Raw genomic sequence first — 15052 nt, forward strand, 5'->3', positions numbered from 1 at the left:
CGCTAACCCTTTCTCAGGAATTGCTGATGCCAGCGCGTGCGCGCGGCGCGCGCCTCGCCGAACAGCCGGTTCAGGCCATCCGCGTCGCCGGCCTCCAGCAAAGAGGCCAGGCGATCCAGTCCGGCGCGGTAATCCGCCAGCTCGGCTAGTAGCGCGTCGCGGTTGGCCAGGCTGATGTCGGTCCACATTTCGGGGTGGCTGCCGGCGATGCGGGTGAAATCGCGAAAGCCGGTGGCGGCGAAATCGAAGCAGCGCTCGGCATTGGCCTTGGCCGCCACCCGGTCCACGTAGGAAAAAGCCAGCAGATGCGGCAGATGGCTGACGCTGGCGAACACCGCGTCGTGCTCGGCGGCGTCCATGCAGTGGATTTCCGCGCCGCAGGCGCGCCACAGCTCCGCCACCGTCTCCACCGCCTCGGGGGCGGTTTCGGCCAGCGGCGTCAGCACCACGCGGCGGTTTTCGTACAGACCGTACTGGGCGGCCACGGCGCCCGACATGTCGGAGCCGGCGATTGGGTGAGCCGGCACGCACCACGGCAGATGGCCGGGCAGGTGCCGGCGATACAGCGCCGCCACGTCGCTCTTGGTGCTGCCGCCGTCGGTGACCACCGCCCCCGGACGCAGCCCAGGCGCCAGCGCCGCCATCAACGCGCCCATCTGGCCCACCGGCGAGGCCAGCAGCACCATGTCGGCGCGGCGGGCGACGGCGCCGATGTCCTGGCTGATCTCGTCCGCCACGCCCAGCGTCAGCGCTTTTTCCAGGTTGGCCAGCGTGCGCCCGACGCCGATCACGGTCTTCACCCTGCCGGCGCGCTTGAGCGCCAGCGCGAACGAGCCGCCGATCAGGCCGACGCCCGCCACCACCAGGGTGTCTATCTGCTGCTGCACCTGCATCCCCCTTGTCCTGCCGCCACGTGCGCGGCGAGAAGGTCTATCATAAACAATTTTGCCGCCATGGCCAGTCTGGAGATTTCGATGACCGCGACGCTGTATTGCTATTTCAAGGTGCCCTCCGAGCGCGAAGCCGTGCTGGGCCGATTCCGCGCGCTGCAGATGGAGCTGGCCGCGGCCGGCTGGACCGGCGAGCTGCTGCGCCGCTGCGACGACGCCGACACCTGGATGGAGGTCTACCCCGGCATCGCTGATCGCGACGCATTCCGCGCGGCATGGCAGGCGGCCCGGCTGCGCCACGGCCTGACGCTGCCGGCCAGCGAGGAATGGTTTCAGCCGCTATAGCCGCAAAACGGACGGGCAAGAAAAAGCCGGGCGCGCGGCCCGGCCAAAACAAACACGATTAACGAGAGAAACCGAAACTCCCGCGCTGAGGCGGCAGCCAAACGGTCAGGCAGACACTATAACCAGCGCCGCCCTATCCCCCAAATCACTTGTTCTGCTTAGCAAATCACCGTCAACCGCGCTGGACGGCCGCCTCGCCGGCCGGCTGCGGGGCGCGGCCCACCAGGCGGTCCACCCACAGCGCGACCACGCCGTCGCCGGCCACATTGCAGGCGGTGCCGAAGCTGTCCTGCGCCAGATAGAGGGCGATCATCAGCGCCAGGCTGGCTTCCGGAAAGCCCAGCACGCTGGAGAGGATGCCCAGCGCCGACATCACGCCGCCGCCCGGCGCGCCCGGGGCGGCCACCATGGTCACGCCCAGCAGCAGGATGAAAGGCAGCATCACGTCCCAGCCCGGCACGTCCAGGCCGTGGGTCATCAGCATCACCGCGGTGGCGCAGCTGACCAGGGTGATGGTGGAGCCGCACAGGTGGATGGTGGCGCACAGCGGCATCACGAAATTCACCACCGGCGGCGACACCTTCATATTGCCGGCCGAGCGCAGCGCCACCGGGATGGTGGCCGCGGACGACATGGTGCCCAGCGCGGTGAAATAGGCCGGCAGCATCGCGCGCAGCAGCGACAGCGGATTGCGGCCCAAGAGCGCGCCGCTGGCGCCGTACAGCACGGCCAGCCACAGCCAGTGCAGCGCGATGGCCATCAGCAGCACCACGCCGAAGGTCTTCAGCGTGGCGAAGGCGGTGCCGGCGGCCGCCATGTCGGCGAATTCGCAGGCGATGTAGGCCGGCAGCAGCGGCACCAGCACGCGCGCCAGCACCTTCTCGACGATGTCCTTGCCCTGCTCGGCGATCTCGCGCAAGCGCGCCGCGCCGGTGGCGGCGATGCCCAGGCCGAACACGAAGGCCAGCATCAGCGCCGTCATCACGTCGAACAGCGGCTTGATCTCCAGCTTGAACAAGGGCGCCAGCGGGTTGGCGGCGGCCGGCGCGGCGGCGGCCTCGCCCAGCCATTGCGGCAGCAAGGCGGACGCGGCGGTGAAGGCCAGCACGCCGGACAGGATGGTGGAGGCGTAGGCCAGGCCCACGGTCCAGCCCAGCATGCGGCCGGAGCCGGTCTCCAGCGCGGCGATGCCGCTCATGATGTAGAACACGATGATCAGCGGGATCATGAAGCCGATGAACTGGCTGAACAGTCCTTTGAAAGTCAGCATCAGCGTCAGCAGCGGCCCGGGCGCGTACAGCCCCAGCAATAGGCCGACCGCCATGCCGGCCAGCAGTTTCAGGATCAATTTCACAGGCAACCTCTTGTCCGGGTTATCCAGCCCGCCGCGCCTGGCGCGACGCTGGACAAAACCCGTCCCATCCGGCGCGATCGGATCGATGCGAAAGAAGGGAAGAGCCGGCCGGCGCGGCAAGCGGGACATCGCGCCGACGTTCCCCGGCGCCATGCATCAGGCTTGTTGTAGTAAGGCTTGCCGCAATGCCTGCAGCAAAGGTGAAGGCATCCAGACGCGCTCGCCCAGACGGGCCAGCGGCCAGATGCCCATCAGGCTATTGGAGAGAAACACCGCCTCAGCGTCAATCAAATCGGCGGCGGAAAGTCGCTTTTCTGAAAATTTGAGTCCGAAATTTGAAACATTGTCCGTCAACCAATCCCGCACCGCGCCGTTAACGCCGCAGCGATCCAGCAAAGGGGTCTGGATCTCTCCCTCCCGCAGCAGGTAGACATTGCTCATCGTGCCCTCGGCCAGCCAGCCGTCCTGGTCCAGCAGCAGGCCTTCCTGTATCGCCGGGTCATTCCATTCCGACCGCGCCAGCACGCTCTCCAGCCGGTTCAGGTGCTTGACGCCGGCCAGGCGCGGCTGCAGCGACAGCCTCAGCTCGCACCAGCGCGCCTCGACGCCCCGCTCGCCATACTCCGCCGGATAACCGGCCCACGGCGCGGCCGACACGATGCGCGTCGGCGCGCCTGCGCCCGCCATCGCGTAGCCGCGCGCGCCGGCGCCGCGGGTGATCACGATCTTGCCCACCGCCAGCGCGTGTTCGCGGCCCAGCGCCATCAACTCGTCCAGCAACATCTGCTCGTCCGGCAGCGTCAGCGCCAGCCGCGCGGCGTCGTCGGCCAGCCGCGCGTACTGCCAGCGCCACATCCACGGCCGGCCGCGGCGCAGCTGCATGGTGCGGAACACGCCGTCGCCGTAGTTGAAGCCGCGATCCAGCGCCGACACCGCCTCGCCCGGCAGGCCGTTGACCAGCATCGCCATCAGGCCTGCTCCACGCCCAGCGCCCTGAGCAGGCCGCGCGCCTTGTGGCGGGTTTCCTGCAATTCGCGCTCGGGGTCGGAATCGGCGACGATGCCGCCGCCGGCGCGGAAGCGCAGCTTGCCGCCTTCCTGCATGAAGGTGCGGATCAGGATGTTGAAGTCCATGGTGCCGTCGCGGTTCAGATAGCCCAGGCTGCCGGTATAGGCGCGGCGCGCGCTGTTTTCCAGCTCGCGGATGATCTGCATGGTCCGCACCTTGGGACAGCCGGTGATGGTGCCGCCGGGGAATAGCGCGCGCAGCACGTCCGCCGGCGCGACGTCGTCGCGCAGCTTGCCGCGGACATTGGATTCGATGTGGTGGACGTAGGCATAGCTGGCCACCGCCATCAGCTCGTTGACCTCGACCGTGCCCGGGCGGCTGATGCGGCCCAGATCGTTGCGCTCCAGATCGATCAGCATCACGTGCTCGGCGCGCTCCTTGATGCTGGTGATCAGCCGTTTTTTCAACTCGGCGTCCTCGGCTGGATCCTGGGAGCGCGGATGGGTGCCGGCGATCGGCCGGGTTTCGGCCCAGCCGTCGCGCACCCGCACCAGCCGCTCCGGCGAGGAGCTGACGATCTGCGCGTCGCCGAAGTCCGCCAGCGCCGAGAACGGCGCCGGATTGGCGCGGCGCAGCGCGGCGAACAGGTCGGGCGCGGCGATGCCGTCGGCCAGCTCGGCCCGCCAGCCGCGCGAGATGTTCACCTGGAACACGTCGCCTTCGTAGATGTAGCGCTTGAGGCGGGCCACCGCGTCGGTGTACCACTCGGGCGGATCTTCCTCCAGGCCGGCCAGCGCCACCGGCTTGGGCGCGAAAGCGGGCCTCGCCGCCACCAGCCGTTCCAGCGCGTGCCAGTCGTCGGCGGTCTCGCCGACCAGCCAGGCTTCGTTCTTGGCGCGGTCCACCAGCACCGCGGCCGGCGCGCGCGCCCACACCGCCAGCGGAAAGCTGTCCGGCAAAGCGGCCGGAACATGCGGCTCGAACTCAGACAGCAGATCATAAGCCAGGTAGACGAACCAGCCGCCGACAAAGGGCAGTCCATGCGGATTGGACACCGCCCGCGGCCGGAACCCGCGCACCTGGTCGAGAAAAGCCTGCCCCTCGCCCGCCATGAACACGCGCCGCTCGCCCTGCATCAACAGCAGATCCCAGCCGCTGTCGCCGGACGATTGCATCAGATAGGGGAAGTGTTCGCGATCGGCGGCATGCAGCGCCAACAGGTCGGGAATGAAGTCGAGTTTCTGAGTGAACATCTACTGTCCTGGGCCGGCAAGGCCCGGCGCTGATTTGCAACACCGCCGCCCGCCTTGAGCGGCGGCGAAAAAAGAAAAACCGCTGCGAGTGTAACGCAGCGGTTCGCTCTGTCAATCGCCTGCGGCGTCGATCAGACCCGTTTGAACACCAGGGTGCCGTTGGTTCCGCCGAAACCGAAGGAGTTGGAAATCCCCACCTCGATCTTCATGTCGCGCGCGGTGTTGGCCACGTAATCCAGATCGCAGCCAGCCTCCAGATCCTGCTCGACCAGATTGATGGTCGGCGGGGACACCTGATTGTGGATCGCCAGGATGGTGTAGATCGCTTCCACGCCGCCGGCGCCGCCCAGCAAGTGGCCGGTCATCGACTTGGTGGAGTTGACCACCAGCTTCTTGGCGTGATCGCCGAACGCCATCTTGATGGCGGTCGTTTCGTTGGCGTCGCCCAGCGGGGTGGACGTGCCGTGCGCGTTCACGTACTGCACCGCGTCGGCGTTGATGCCGGCGTCGCGCAGCGCGTTGCTCACGCCGCGCGCCGGACCTTCGGAGCTGGGCGCGGTGATGTGGTGCGCGTCGGAACTCATGCCGAAGCCGATCAGCTCGGCATAGATCTTGGCGCCGCGCTTCACCGCGTGCTCATACTCTTCCAGCACCAGCACGCCGGCGCCCTCGCCCATCACGAAACCGTCGCGGCCCTTGTCCCACGGACGGGAGGCGGCCTCGGGGTCGTCGTTGCGGGTGGACATCGCCTTCATCGCGGCGAAGCCGCCGATGCCCAGGCGCGAAACCGCGCCCTCGGCGCCGCCGGCCACCATCACGTCGGCGTCGCCGTACTGAATCAGACGAGCGGCGTCGCCGATGCAGTGCGCGCCGGTGGTGCAGGCGGACACGATGCCGTAGCTAGGCCCCTGATAGCCCTTCAGGATGGAGACCTGGCCGGCGATCAGGTTGATCAGCGAGCCCGGAATGAAGAACGGGCCGATCTTGCGCGGGCCGCCCTCCATCAGCGCCACGCCGGTCTCTTCGATCAGCGGCAGGCCGCCGATGCCGGAGCCGATGTTGACGCCGACGCGGGTCTTGTCCAGGCCCGGAATGTCATCCAGCCCGGCGTCGGCGACGGCCTGCAGGGCCGCGGCGATGCCGTAATGGATGAACAGGTCGTTGCGGCGCGCTTCCTTCGGCGAGATATAGTCGCCGATATTGAAGTCCTTGACCTCGCCCGCGATCTGGCAAGCCATGTCGCTGGCGTCGAATCGGGTGATCTTGGCGATGCCGCTCTTGCCGGCCAACAGGTTGGCCCAGCCGGTGGCGACGTCATTGCCGACCGGGGACACATGGCCCAGGCCGGTGACTACTACTCTGCGTTTGGACACGAAGAATCTCCGTGATAGATGGGAGGGCAGTCTCCCGATGAAACCACGCGCGTCTGACAAGCACAAGCCAGGTTCAAACGCGCGTTTGGAACCTTCTTAACAAAAGAACCTCTGCAGGCGAGCCGAAGCCACACCACGCAGAGGTCCCGGTCCCGAAAAGAGGGATTACTTGTTCAGATGGCCAGTCACGTAGTCGATGGCTTGTTGAACGGTGGTGATCTTCTCGGCCTCTTCGTCCGGGATCTCGCACTCGAACTCTTCTTCCAGTGCCATCACCAGTTCAACGGTGTCCAGGGAATCGGCGCCCAGATCGTCGACGAAAGAGCTTTCCACCTTGATTTCGGCTTCGTTCACGCCCAGTTGCTCGGCAACGATCTTCTTGACGCGCGCTTCGATGTTTTCCATTTGTTTAAACCCTTGACCTTTCTGATTCGGGATCACAAAACCCCGGTATTCTACAAAAAAAAATTAGAGCAGCCTACCTAAATCTCTATCCGGCGCCAGCCGGACAAGAATTAAGGCATCAGCATGCCGCCATTCACGTGCAAAGTCTGGCCCGTAATGTAGGATGCGCGATCCGATGCCAGGAATACCACGGCATCGGCGATGTCCTTGGCATCGCCCAAACGGCCCAGCGAAATCTGGCCAACCAGCGCCTCGCGCTGCGCTTCCGGCAGCGCGCGGGTCATGTCGGTGTCGATGAAGCCCGGCGCCACGCAGTTGACGGTGATGTTGCGGCTGCCCACCTCGCGCGCCATCGACTTGGTGAAGCCGATGATGCCCGCCTTGGCGGCCGCGTAGTTGGCCTGGCCGGCATTGCCCATCGCGCCCACCACGGAGGCGATGTTGATGATGCGGCCGCTGCGGGCCTTCATCATACCGCGCATCACCGCTTTGGAGGTTTTGAACACCGACTTCAGGTTGGTGTCCATGATGGCGTCCCAGTCCTCATCCTTCATCCGCATCAGGAGGCCGTCGCGGGTGATGCCGGCGTTGTTCACCAACACCGCCACCGCGCCGAACTCTTTCTCCACCGACTCGATCAGCGCGTCGACCGCGCCCTCCTCGGTGACGTTCAGCACGCGGCCGGCGCCGCCGGCTGCGGACAGGCGCTCATGAATGGCGGCCGCGCCGGATTCCGACGTGGCGGTGCCGATGACCACCGCGCCCTCGGCGGCCAGCGCGTCGGCGATCGCCGCGCCAATGCCGCGCGAGGCGCCGGTCACCAGCGCCACTTTGCCTTGCAGACTCATCAATGTGTCTCCTTATTGTCAACGTCCCGCCCGGCTGTCGCCGAAAGGGGCGATGGCGGTCCGGCCTGGGCCGGCCCGCCGGAATTTCACGTCAGGCCAGCGCTTCGCGCGCGGCTTCCAGCGCCGCGCGATCAGTCAGCGCCAGGCACTTGACGTTGCCGTCGATGCGTTTGGCGAGGCCCGCCAGCACTTTGCCCGGCCCGCACTCGGCCATCATGGTCACGCCGTCGGCGGCCAACTTCTGGATGGTTTCGGTCCAGCGCACCGGCATGTACAGCTGGCGGGTCAGCGCGTCGCCGATTTGCGACGCGTCGTTGTAACTGGCCACATCGGCGTTGTGCAGCACCGGAATGGCCGGCGCGCTCAGGTGCACGCCCTGCAGCGCCTCGGCCAGTCGCTCGGCTGCCGGCCGCATCAGCGAGCAATGCGACGGCACCGATACCGGCAACGGCAGCGCGCGCTTGGCTCCCTTGGCCTTGCACAAGTCCATCGCCCGCTCGACCGCGCCCTTGTTGCCGGCGATCACCACCTGGCCCGGGGAGTTGAAGTTGACGGCTTCCACCACCTCGCCCTGGGCGGCTTCCGCGCAGGCGGCGCGGATGTCGTCGTCGGACAGGTTGAGAATGGCCGCCATCGCGCCGGCGCCGGCCGGCACCGCGGCCTGCATCGCCTCGGCGCGCAGGCGCACCAGCTTCACCGCCTCGGCGAACGGCAGCGCGCCGGCGGCCACCAGAGCGGTGTATTCGCCCAGGCTATGGCCGGCCACGATGGACGGCTGCTTGCCGTTCAGCTCCTGCCACGCCAGATACGTGGCGTAACCGGCGGCCAGCATGATGGGCTGGGTGTTCACGGTGGCGTTGATCGCGTCGGCGCCATCCGCCTGCAGCATCGCCCACAGGTCCAGCGACAGCGTGTCGGACGCCTCTTCGAAAGTATGCTGCACCACGGGCAGGTCGGCGAAGCCGTCCATCATCTTCAGACTCTGCGAGCCCTGTCCCGGAAAAAGAAAAGCAAAAGCCATAGTCGACTCCACAGAATTCGACGCAAAGGATGACGCAAAGCGGCCGTTCGCGCCACGAGGCCGATCAATAAACGCTGTCATTATCGGCGATCACGCGGCGAAAAAGCCACTTTGTGGAATTCCAATCAGAAGGTCAGCAGCACCGCGCCCCAGGCGAAACCGCCGCCAATGCCTTCCAGCATCACGGTCTGGCCGCGCTGGATGCGTCCGTCGCGCACCGCGGCGTCCAGCGCCAGCGGAATGGAGGCGGCCGAAGTATTGCCCTGCTCCGGCAAGGTGACGACGACCTTGTCCATCGACAGGCCCAGATGCTTGGCCGTGGACTCGATGATGCGCAAGTTGGCCTGATGCGGCACCAGCCAATCCAGATCGGCCTTGTCGACGCCCGCCTCCGCCAGCGTGGCGGCGGCGATTTCGGACAGCGACTTGACGGCGAACTTGAATACCGCCGGGCCATCCATGTGCAGATAGGGCATGCCCTGGATCTTGCCGCCGGAGATTTGCGCCGGCGTGTTCAGCAAGCCCTGGTAACGGCCGTCGGCCGCCAGCTTGGCATGCAGGATGCCGGGCTCGTCGGACGCGCCCAGCACCACCGCGCCGGCGCCGTCGCCGAACAGCACGCAGGTCCGGCGATCATCCCAGTCCAGCACGCGCGACATGATTTCGGCGCCGATCACCAATGCCTTCTTCGACATGCCGCTCTTGATGTAGGCGTTGGCGGTGGCCAGCGCGTAAGCGAAGCCGGCGCACACCGCCTGCACGTCGAAAGCCGGCACGCCGGGCAAGCCCAGCTTCTCCTGCAGGATGCAGGCGGTGCTGGGAAAAATCATGTCGGGAGTGGTGGTGGCGACGATGATCAGGTCGATCTCGACCTTGTCGATGCCTGCGCTGGCGATGGCGGCTTCCGCCGCCTTCAGCGCCAGATCGCTGGTCTTGTGCCCTTCATCGGCAATATGGCGCGCGCGGATGCCGGTGCGAGAGACAATCCACTCGTCGCTGGTTTCCACCCGTTCGGCCAATTGCGCATTGGTGAGCACCCGGGACGGCAGGAAGCTGCCAGTGCCGAGAATGCGGGAATAGCCCATATGTTTCAGTTCGCTTCCGCCTCGGATTGCTTGAGGTTGTCTAGTTGTTTGGCAACCCGATCGGCGATGTGTGCAATCACGTCGGAACCGGCCTCCTCGCATGCCTGCGCCAACGCGTAACGGAATCCTGTGACATCGGCGCCGCCGTGGCTTTTCACCACGATGCCGCGCAGGCCCAGCAGGCTGGCCCCGTTGTAGCGGCGCGGATCGATGCGCTTCTTGAAAAGGCCCAGCACCGGCAGCGCGGCCAACGCGCACAAACGCGTCCACCAGCTGCGGCCGAACTCTTCCCTCAGGAATACGGCGAACATGTGCGCCAGCCCCTCAGCTGTCTTGAGCGCCACATTGCCGGTAAAACCATCGCAGACTACCACATCGGTCGTGCCCTTGCAGATGTCGTCGCCCTCCACGTTGCCGTAGAAGTTCAGCTCCGACTGGCGCAACAGCTCGGCAGTCTTCTTGATATTGTCGTTGCCCTTGATATCTTCGCTGCCGATATTCAACAGGCCGACGGAAGGATTGGCCTTGCCTTGCAGGCAGGCCATCAGTTCGGAACCCATGATGCCGAACTGCAAAAGTTGTTCTGGGGTGCAATCGACATTGGCGCCCAGATCCAGCACGCAGGAAGTGCCCTTGACATTGGGCAGCAGCTTCGCGATGGCGGGACGGTCGATGCCCGGGATGGTCTTGAGGACGAAGCGGGCGGTAGCCATCAGCGCGCCGGTGTTGCCGGCGGAAACGGCGGCCTGCGCTTTGCCTTCCTTGACCAGATTGATCGCCACCCGCATCGACGAATCTTTTTTATTCTTGAGGGCGAGCTGAGGCGCCTCGTCCATTCCCACCACCTGGGTGGCATGCTGGATGAGGATGCGCTCACGCACGGCGCCATCGTGCAGGGCCAATTCAGCCTCCAGGGCCGGCTGGTCGCCTACGAGAATCAGATGGATGTCGGGGTGGTCTTGCAGGAATTGGATCGATGCCGGGACGGTAACCTTGAGGCCAACGTCACCGCCCATAGCATCAACCGCGACGGTGATAGTCATCAACGATTGCGGTATAAAGTGCCTACCAAAAAAGGAAAGGAAGCGAGGACAGGGAGATTACTCGCCCTTGGTCTTCACAACCTTGCGGCCACGGTAGAAGCCGTTCGGGCTGATGTGGTGGCGCAGGTGGGCTTCGCCGGTGCTGGCTTCAACTGCCAGAGCCGGAGCGGTCAGAAAATCGTGTGCACGATGCATGCCGCGCTTGGACGGGGACTTTTTGTTCTGTTGAACAGCCATGGTCGACTCCTAAGAAATTCAAGTAGATTCTAATGCGAATCCGGGTTACTCGGACTTGGGTCTCTTAAGCGCCGCCAGCACCGCAAACGGGTTGGGCTTGTCAGCCTTGGCGAGCGAGAGAGTATCCCTGCTGCATTCGTCGTGTTTCGGCGAATGCGGCAAGCCCATGATGATTTCGTCTTCGATCAGCGCAATCACGTCCAGTTCGGGTTCGGCGAGAACCGCGTCCAGCTCTTCGCCCTGCTCGCAGGCCTCGTCCAGCTTTTCCTGGCTGGCGAACAGCGTGAGCACCGAATCGGTGCCCAGGCTGAACGGCATGCCGTCCAGGCAGCGCTGGCAGGTGACGCGCAGGTCCGCCGTCAGGCGGATGCGCAGCGTAAAACGCTGCAGCTCGTCTCGAGAGCCGTCGAGCTGATAAGACACCTCGCCAGAGGTATCCGACAGGTCGCTATGAACGCGCTCGTCCAGCCCGCCGACCGGCAGCTTGCCGGACAGCGAGCGCCCTTCCCGGGCGAACTTGAGCGGATCGATCAAAATCGGTTTAGACATAAACTCCGCATGGTACAATCCATTCCCCTGATTTGTCAAAAGAAACAAGGCAAGGCCGAACCGTGGCCGCCGGCCGACGCGGCCGCGCCGCCGGCGTTGCCGTCAACCGGCTCGCAACATGCACATCGTACTGGCTTCCACCTCCCGCTACCGCCAAGAAATCATCGCCCGCCTGGGCCTGCCCTTCCACTCCGAACCGCCGATCTGCGATGAAACGCCGCTGCCCGGCGAAACCGCGCTGGAAACCGCGGTGCGCCTGGCCCGCACCAAGGCCCAGTCGCTGGCCGGCAAGCATCCTGATTCCCTGATCATAGGCTCCGATCAGGTGGCGCTGCTGGACGGCAAGCAGATCGGCAAGCCCGGCGGCTTCGAGCAGGGCGTGGAGATGCTGATGTGGATGAGCGGCCGCACCGTGGTCTTCCACTCGGCGTTGGCGCTGTACAACAGCGCCAGCGGCCGGCTGCAGGAATGCGTGGGCATCACCCGCGTCACGCTGCGCGCGCTGACCGAGGCGCAGATCCGCAATTATCTCGCCCGCGAGCCGGACGCCCTCCACTGCGCGGGCAGCGCCAAGAGCGAAGGTCTGGGCGGCGCGCTGCTGGAGAAAGTGGAGTCCGACGACCCCAACGCGCTGATCGGCGTGCCGCTGTTCCAGCTGGTCACCATGCTGGGCAACGAGGGCGTGGAGGTGCTGCGATGAGCGGCGCCCTGTTCCTGATCCCCGCCCCGCTGGGCGATGAAAACATCGCCTGGCTGCCGGAAGGCGAGCGCGCCAAAGTCGTCCACATCCGCCATTTCGTCGTCGAAGCGGAAAAAACCGCGCGCAAGCACCTGAAGGCGCTGGGCGTGGCGACGCCGATCCGCGAGCTGGCGATGAGCACGCTGAACGAGCACACCAAGGAGGCGGATGTCGCCGCGCTGCTGGCGCCGCTGAAGGCCGGCCACGATGTCGGCCTGATCTCCGAAGCCGGCTGCCCGGCGGTGGCAGACCCCGGCGCGCAGCTGGTGGCGCTGGCGCACCAGCACGGCATCCGCGTCGAACCGTTGATCGGCCCCTCCTCCATCCTGCTGGCGCTGATGGCCAGCGGCGCCAACGGCCAATGCTTCGCCTTCCATGGCTACCTGCCGGTGGACGCCGCCGAAAAGGCCAAACGGGTGAAAGAGCTGGAACAACGCTCGCGCAAGAACAACGAGACCCAGCTGTTCATCGAAACGCCGTACCGCAACAATGCGCTGCTGCAACAGCTGCGGGAAACGCTGGCGCCCTCCACCCGGCTCGCGGTAGCCTGCGACCTGACCCTGCCGACGCAGACCATCGTCAGCCACCGGGTGCAGGACTGGCCGCAAACCCCGCCCGATCTGCACAAGCGGCCGGCCATTTTCGTGATCCACGCCGCCTGAGAAGCGCCATGCTCAAGAACACGCCCATCATCCAGTCGCTGCTGGATACCGATCTTTACAAGTTCACCATGCTGCAGGTGGTGCTGCACCAGTTTCCCGCCGCTCACGGCGAATACGAATTCCGCTGCCGCAACCACCCGGACACGCCGCTGACCCAGCTGAAACAGCAACTGGAGGCCCAGCTGGACATGCTGTGCGAACTGCGCTTCAGCCAGGACGAGCTGGATTATCTGCGCGGCCTGCGCTTCATCAAAAGCGACTATGTCGACTACCTGGAACTGTTCCACCTGCAGCGCCGCTTCATCAGCGTGAGCGAGGAAGGCGAGCAGCTGGCCATCCGGATCAAAGGCCCGATGGTGCAAGCGATGTTCTTCGAGATCTTCGTGCTGGCCATCGTCAACGAGCTGTATTTCCGCCCGCTGGACAGCAAGGCGGTGCGCGAGGAAGGCCGCCGCCGGCTGGAAGCCAAGCTGGCGGAACTGGAGCGCTTCCAGCGCGAGGAGGCCGCCGGCCAGCGCTTTCCGCTGCTGATCGCCGACTTCGGCACCCGCCGCCGCTTCAGCCGCGACTGGCAGGCCCACGTGGTGGAAAGGCTGAACCATGCGCTGCCGCAGGTATTCCGCGGCACCAGCAACGTCTACCTGGCCCGCAAGCTGGGCATCACGCCGATCGGCACCATGGCGCACGAATTCTTCCAAGCATTTCAGGCGCTGGGCGTGCGGCTGCGGGACTTCCAGAAGGCCGCGCTGGAATCATGGGTGCAGGAATATCGCGGCGACCTGGGCATCGCGCTGACCGATGTGGTCGGCATGGACGCCTTCCTCGCCGATTTCGACCTCTATTTCGCCAAGCTGTTCGACGGCCTGCGCCACGACAGCGGCGATCCTTATATATGGGGAGAGCGGGCGATCGCCCATTACCGCAAGCTGCGGATCGATCCGGCGACCAAGATGCTGACCTTCAGCGACGGCCTCAGCGTGGACAGCGCGCTGGCGCTGCAGCGCCACTTCAGCCCGCACATCCAGGTCAGCTTCGGCATCGGCACCCACTTCACCAACGACATGGGGCTGGAGCCGCTGCAAATCGTGCTGAAGCTGGTCAGCTGCAACGGCCAGCCGGTGGCCAAGCTATCCGACAGCCCGGGCAAGACCATGTGCAGCGACGAAACCTTCCTCGCCTACCTGCGCCAGGTATTCAAAGTGCCCGCCCCGCGCCAAGAGCCGCCAACCACCCCCTGATCCGGCGCCGCGCCTACCCGCACGACTGGCGCGCCAAGCCGGCTCAATACAACAGCGCCAGCAACTGCTGGCGCGCCGGTTCCTGCAGGCGATCTCCGGCCAGCGCCACCACCTGGCGGCCCAGCGCGCGGTAGGCGGGAAGCAAGCCGGTATCGGCCAACACCTCCAGATGGCGCTCGACGGTGCCGATATCGCCGCGCAGGATCGGCCCGGTCAGCGCCTCGTACGGCCCCATCTCCAGCGCATTGTCCAGCGTCTGCCGCATCAAGCCGCCCAGCAAAGGCTGCGTCAATTCCGGCGGCACGCCGGCGCGGGCCGTCAGCTGCCGCGCCATCTCGGTCAGCGCCACCAGGAAATTGGACGCCACCGACAAGCCGGCGTGATAGGCGGCCTTGCCGCCGGGCGCCAGCCGGAACGGCCGCCCGCCCAGCGCGCGCGCGAAAGCCTCCAGCCTGCGGCAGGCCTCCTCATCGCCCTCCAACGCGCACAGCGTGCCGGCAAAGCCCTCCACCGCCCGTCCGGGATCGGCGAAGGAAAATGCAGGGTGCAGGCTGGCGGTCAACACCCCCTGCTCCGCCAGCGGCTGCAACAACGAAGCGTCGGCCGCGCCGCTAGCATGAAACACCACAGAGCCCCCAGGCGCCACGCCCGCCGCCGCCAGCGTGCGCGCGCAGGATGCGATGGCGGCATCCGGCACCGCCAGCAGATACAGATCGGCTGGAGCCAACTGCCTCATGTCGTTCACCAGCCGCCCGGCGCCGACAAAGGCGCGCGCCTCCTCCAGCGGCGGCAAGCGCCGCCCCATCACATCGAGCAGACGATAGGCGCCGCTCAGCGCCGCCAGCCTGGCCACGCTGCGCCCCAACCTTCCCAGCCCCACCACTGTCAGTGTTTGCATACCTTATATATACCTGGCCTCAGCCTCGGATCCGGAGGCGACATTGTAGGGGATTTCCACAATCGCCGGCTGCCGCGCCAGGCACGCATCAAGCCCCCAAACGC

Annotated in this window: 17 protein-coding genes; 4 read left to right on the plus strand and 13 right to left on the minus strand. The window is 65.9% G+C overall.

Translation table 11 applies throughout. The features are described from left to right. Positions 1-2 precede the first annotated feature (2 nt). Entirely contained in the window at positions 3-893 is an 891-nt protein-coding gene (locus ACY3GB_RS07625) for a prephenate dehydrogenase (protein ID WP_463088224.1), read from the minus strand. Between the two features lie 81 nt (positions 894-974). Here ACY3GB_RS07625 and ACY3GB_RS07630 point away from each other — a divergent pair, with 81 nt between their 5' ends. Then, entirely contained in the window at positions 975-1235 is a 261-nt protein-coding gene (locus tag ACY3GB_RS07630; RefSeq protein ID WP_463088225.1) for a DUF4936 family protein, read from the plus strand. A gap of 172 nt (positions 1236-1407) precedes the next feature. On the opposite strand, the gene ACY3GB_RS07635 is transcribed toward ACY3GB_RS07630, so the two are convergent. From ACY3GB_RS07635 to ACY3GB_RS07685, 11 genes are all read right to left on the minus strand, one after another. After that, positions 1408-2589: a dicarboxylate/amino acid:cation symporter gene (locus ACY3GB_RS07635; RefSeq protein WP_463088226.1), complete on the minus strand. Its 1182-nt coding sequence runs from the start codon at positions 2587-2589 to the stop codon at positions 1408-1410. Between the two features lie 156 nt (positions 2590-2745). Then, the gene (gene pabC / locus ACY3GB_RS07640) at positions 2746-3558 is read right to left on the minus strand and encodes an aminodeoxychorismate lyase (RefSeq protein WP_463088227.1); all 813 of its coding nucleotides are present in this window, start codon (positions 3556-3558) and stop codon (positions 2746-2748) included. Further along, positions 3558-4850 carry an aminodeoxychorismate synthase component I gene (locus tag ACY3GB_RS07645; RefSeq protein ID WP_463088228.1) on the minus strand — a complete coding sequence of 431 codons (1293 nt, stop codon included), beginning with the start codon at positions 4848-4850 and terminating at the stop codon, positions 3558-3560. The genes pabC and ACY3GB_RS07645 overlap by 1 nt, the downstream gene beginning before the upstream one ends. 131 nt (positions 4851-4981) lie before the next feature. Beyond that, on the minus strand, positions 4982-6223 hold the full coding sequence (gene fabF / locus ACY3GB_RS07650; RefSeq protein ID WP_463088229.1) for a beta-ketoacyl-ACP synthase II: 1242 nt from the start codon (positions 6221-6223) through the stop codon (positions 4982-4984). A gap of 165 nt (positions 6224-6388) precedes the next feature. Beyond that, positions 6389-6628 (minus strand): acyl carrier protein, encoded by a 240-nt coding sequence (gene acpP, locus ACY3GB_RS07655; RefSeq protein ID WP_043596572.1) that lies wholly within the window; start codon positions 6626-6628, stop codon positions 6389-6391. 110 nt (positions 6629-6738) lie between these two features. Beyond that, positions 6739-7476: a 3-oxoacyl-ACP reductase FabG gene (fabG, locus tag ACY3GB_RS07660; RefSeq protein ID WP_463088230.1), complete on the minus strand. Its 738-nt coding sequence runs from the start codon at positions 7474-7476 to the stop codon at positions 6739-6741. Between the two features lie 91 nt (positions 7477-7567). Next, positions 7568-8497 (minus strand): ACP S-malonyltransferase, encoded by a 930-nt coding sequence (fabD, locus tag ACY3GB_RS07665; protein WP_463088231.1) that lies wholly within the window; start codon positions 8495-8497, stop codon positions 7568-7570. A 125-nt stretch (positions 8498-8622) separates the two neighbouring features. Then, positions 8623-9582, minus strand: a complete 960-nt coding sequence (locus tag ACY3GB_RS07670) for a beta-ketoacyl-ACP synthase III (protein ID WP_463088232.1) — start codon at positions 9580-9582, stop codon at positions 8623-8625. A gap of 5 nt (positions 9583-9587) precedes the next feature. After that, complete coding sequence (gene plsX / locus ACY3GB_RS07675; protein WP_046155641.1) at positions 9588-10625, minus strand: phosphate acyltransferase PlsX; 1038 nt, start codon at positions 10623-10625, stop codon at positions 9588-9590. Positions 10626-10682: 57 nt separating this feature from the next. Further along, complete coding sequence (rpmF, locus tag ACY3GB_RS07680) at positions 10683-10862, minus strand: 50S ribosomal protein L32 (RefSeq protein ID WP_011136965.1); 180 nt, start codon at positions 10860-10862, stop codon at positions 10683-10685. A gap of 45 nt (positions 10863-10907) precedes the next feature. Continuing rightward, complete coding sequence (locus tag ACY3GB_RS07685) at positions 10908-11411, minus strand: YceD family protein (RefSeq protein ID WP_463088233.1); 504 nt, start codon at positions 11409-11411, stop codon at positions 10908-10910. Positions 11412-11529: 118 nt separating this feature from the next. Between ACY3GB_RS07685 and ACY3GB_RS07690 the strand changes: the two genes are divergently transcribed. From ACY3GB_RS07690 to pncB, 3 genes are read left to right on the plus strand one after another with little or no spacing between them, the layout of a single operon-like run. Beyond that, positions 11530-12111, plus strand: a complete 582-nt coding sequence (locus tag ACY3GB_RS07690; protein WP_463088234.1) for a Maf family protein — start codon at positions 11530-11532, stop codon at positions 12109-12111. Next, positions 12108-12812, plus strand: a complete 705-nt coding sequence (locus tag ACY3GB_RS07695) for an SAM-dependent methyltransferase (protein WP_463088235.1) — start codon at positions 12108-12110, stop codon at positions 12810-12812. The genes ACY3GB_RS07690 and ACY3GB_RS07695 overlap by 4 nt, the downstream gene beginning before the upstream one ends. 8 nt (positions 12813-12820) lie before the next feature. After that, positions 12821-14050: a nicotinate phosphoribosyltransferase gene (gene pncB / locus ACY3GB_RS07700; protein WP_463088236.1), complete on the plus strand. Its 1230-nt coding sequence runs from the start codon at positions 12821-12823 to the stop codon at positions 14048-14050. Positions 14051-14093: 43 nt separating this feature from the next. Here the strand turns inward: pncB and ACY3GB_RS07705 are convergent, their stop codons facing one another. Next, positions 14094-14948 (minus strand): Rossmann-like and DUF2520 domain-containing protein, encoded by an 855-nt coding sequence (locus ACY3GB_RS07705; protein ID WP_463088237.1) that lies wholly within the window; start codon positions 14946-14948, stop codon positions 14094-14096. Positions 14949-15052: the final 104 nt, after the last annotated feature.

The organism is Chromobacterium sp. Ag138 (assembly GCF_055181315.1).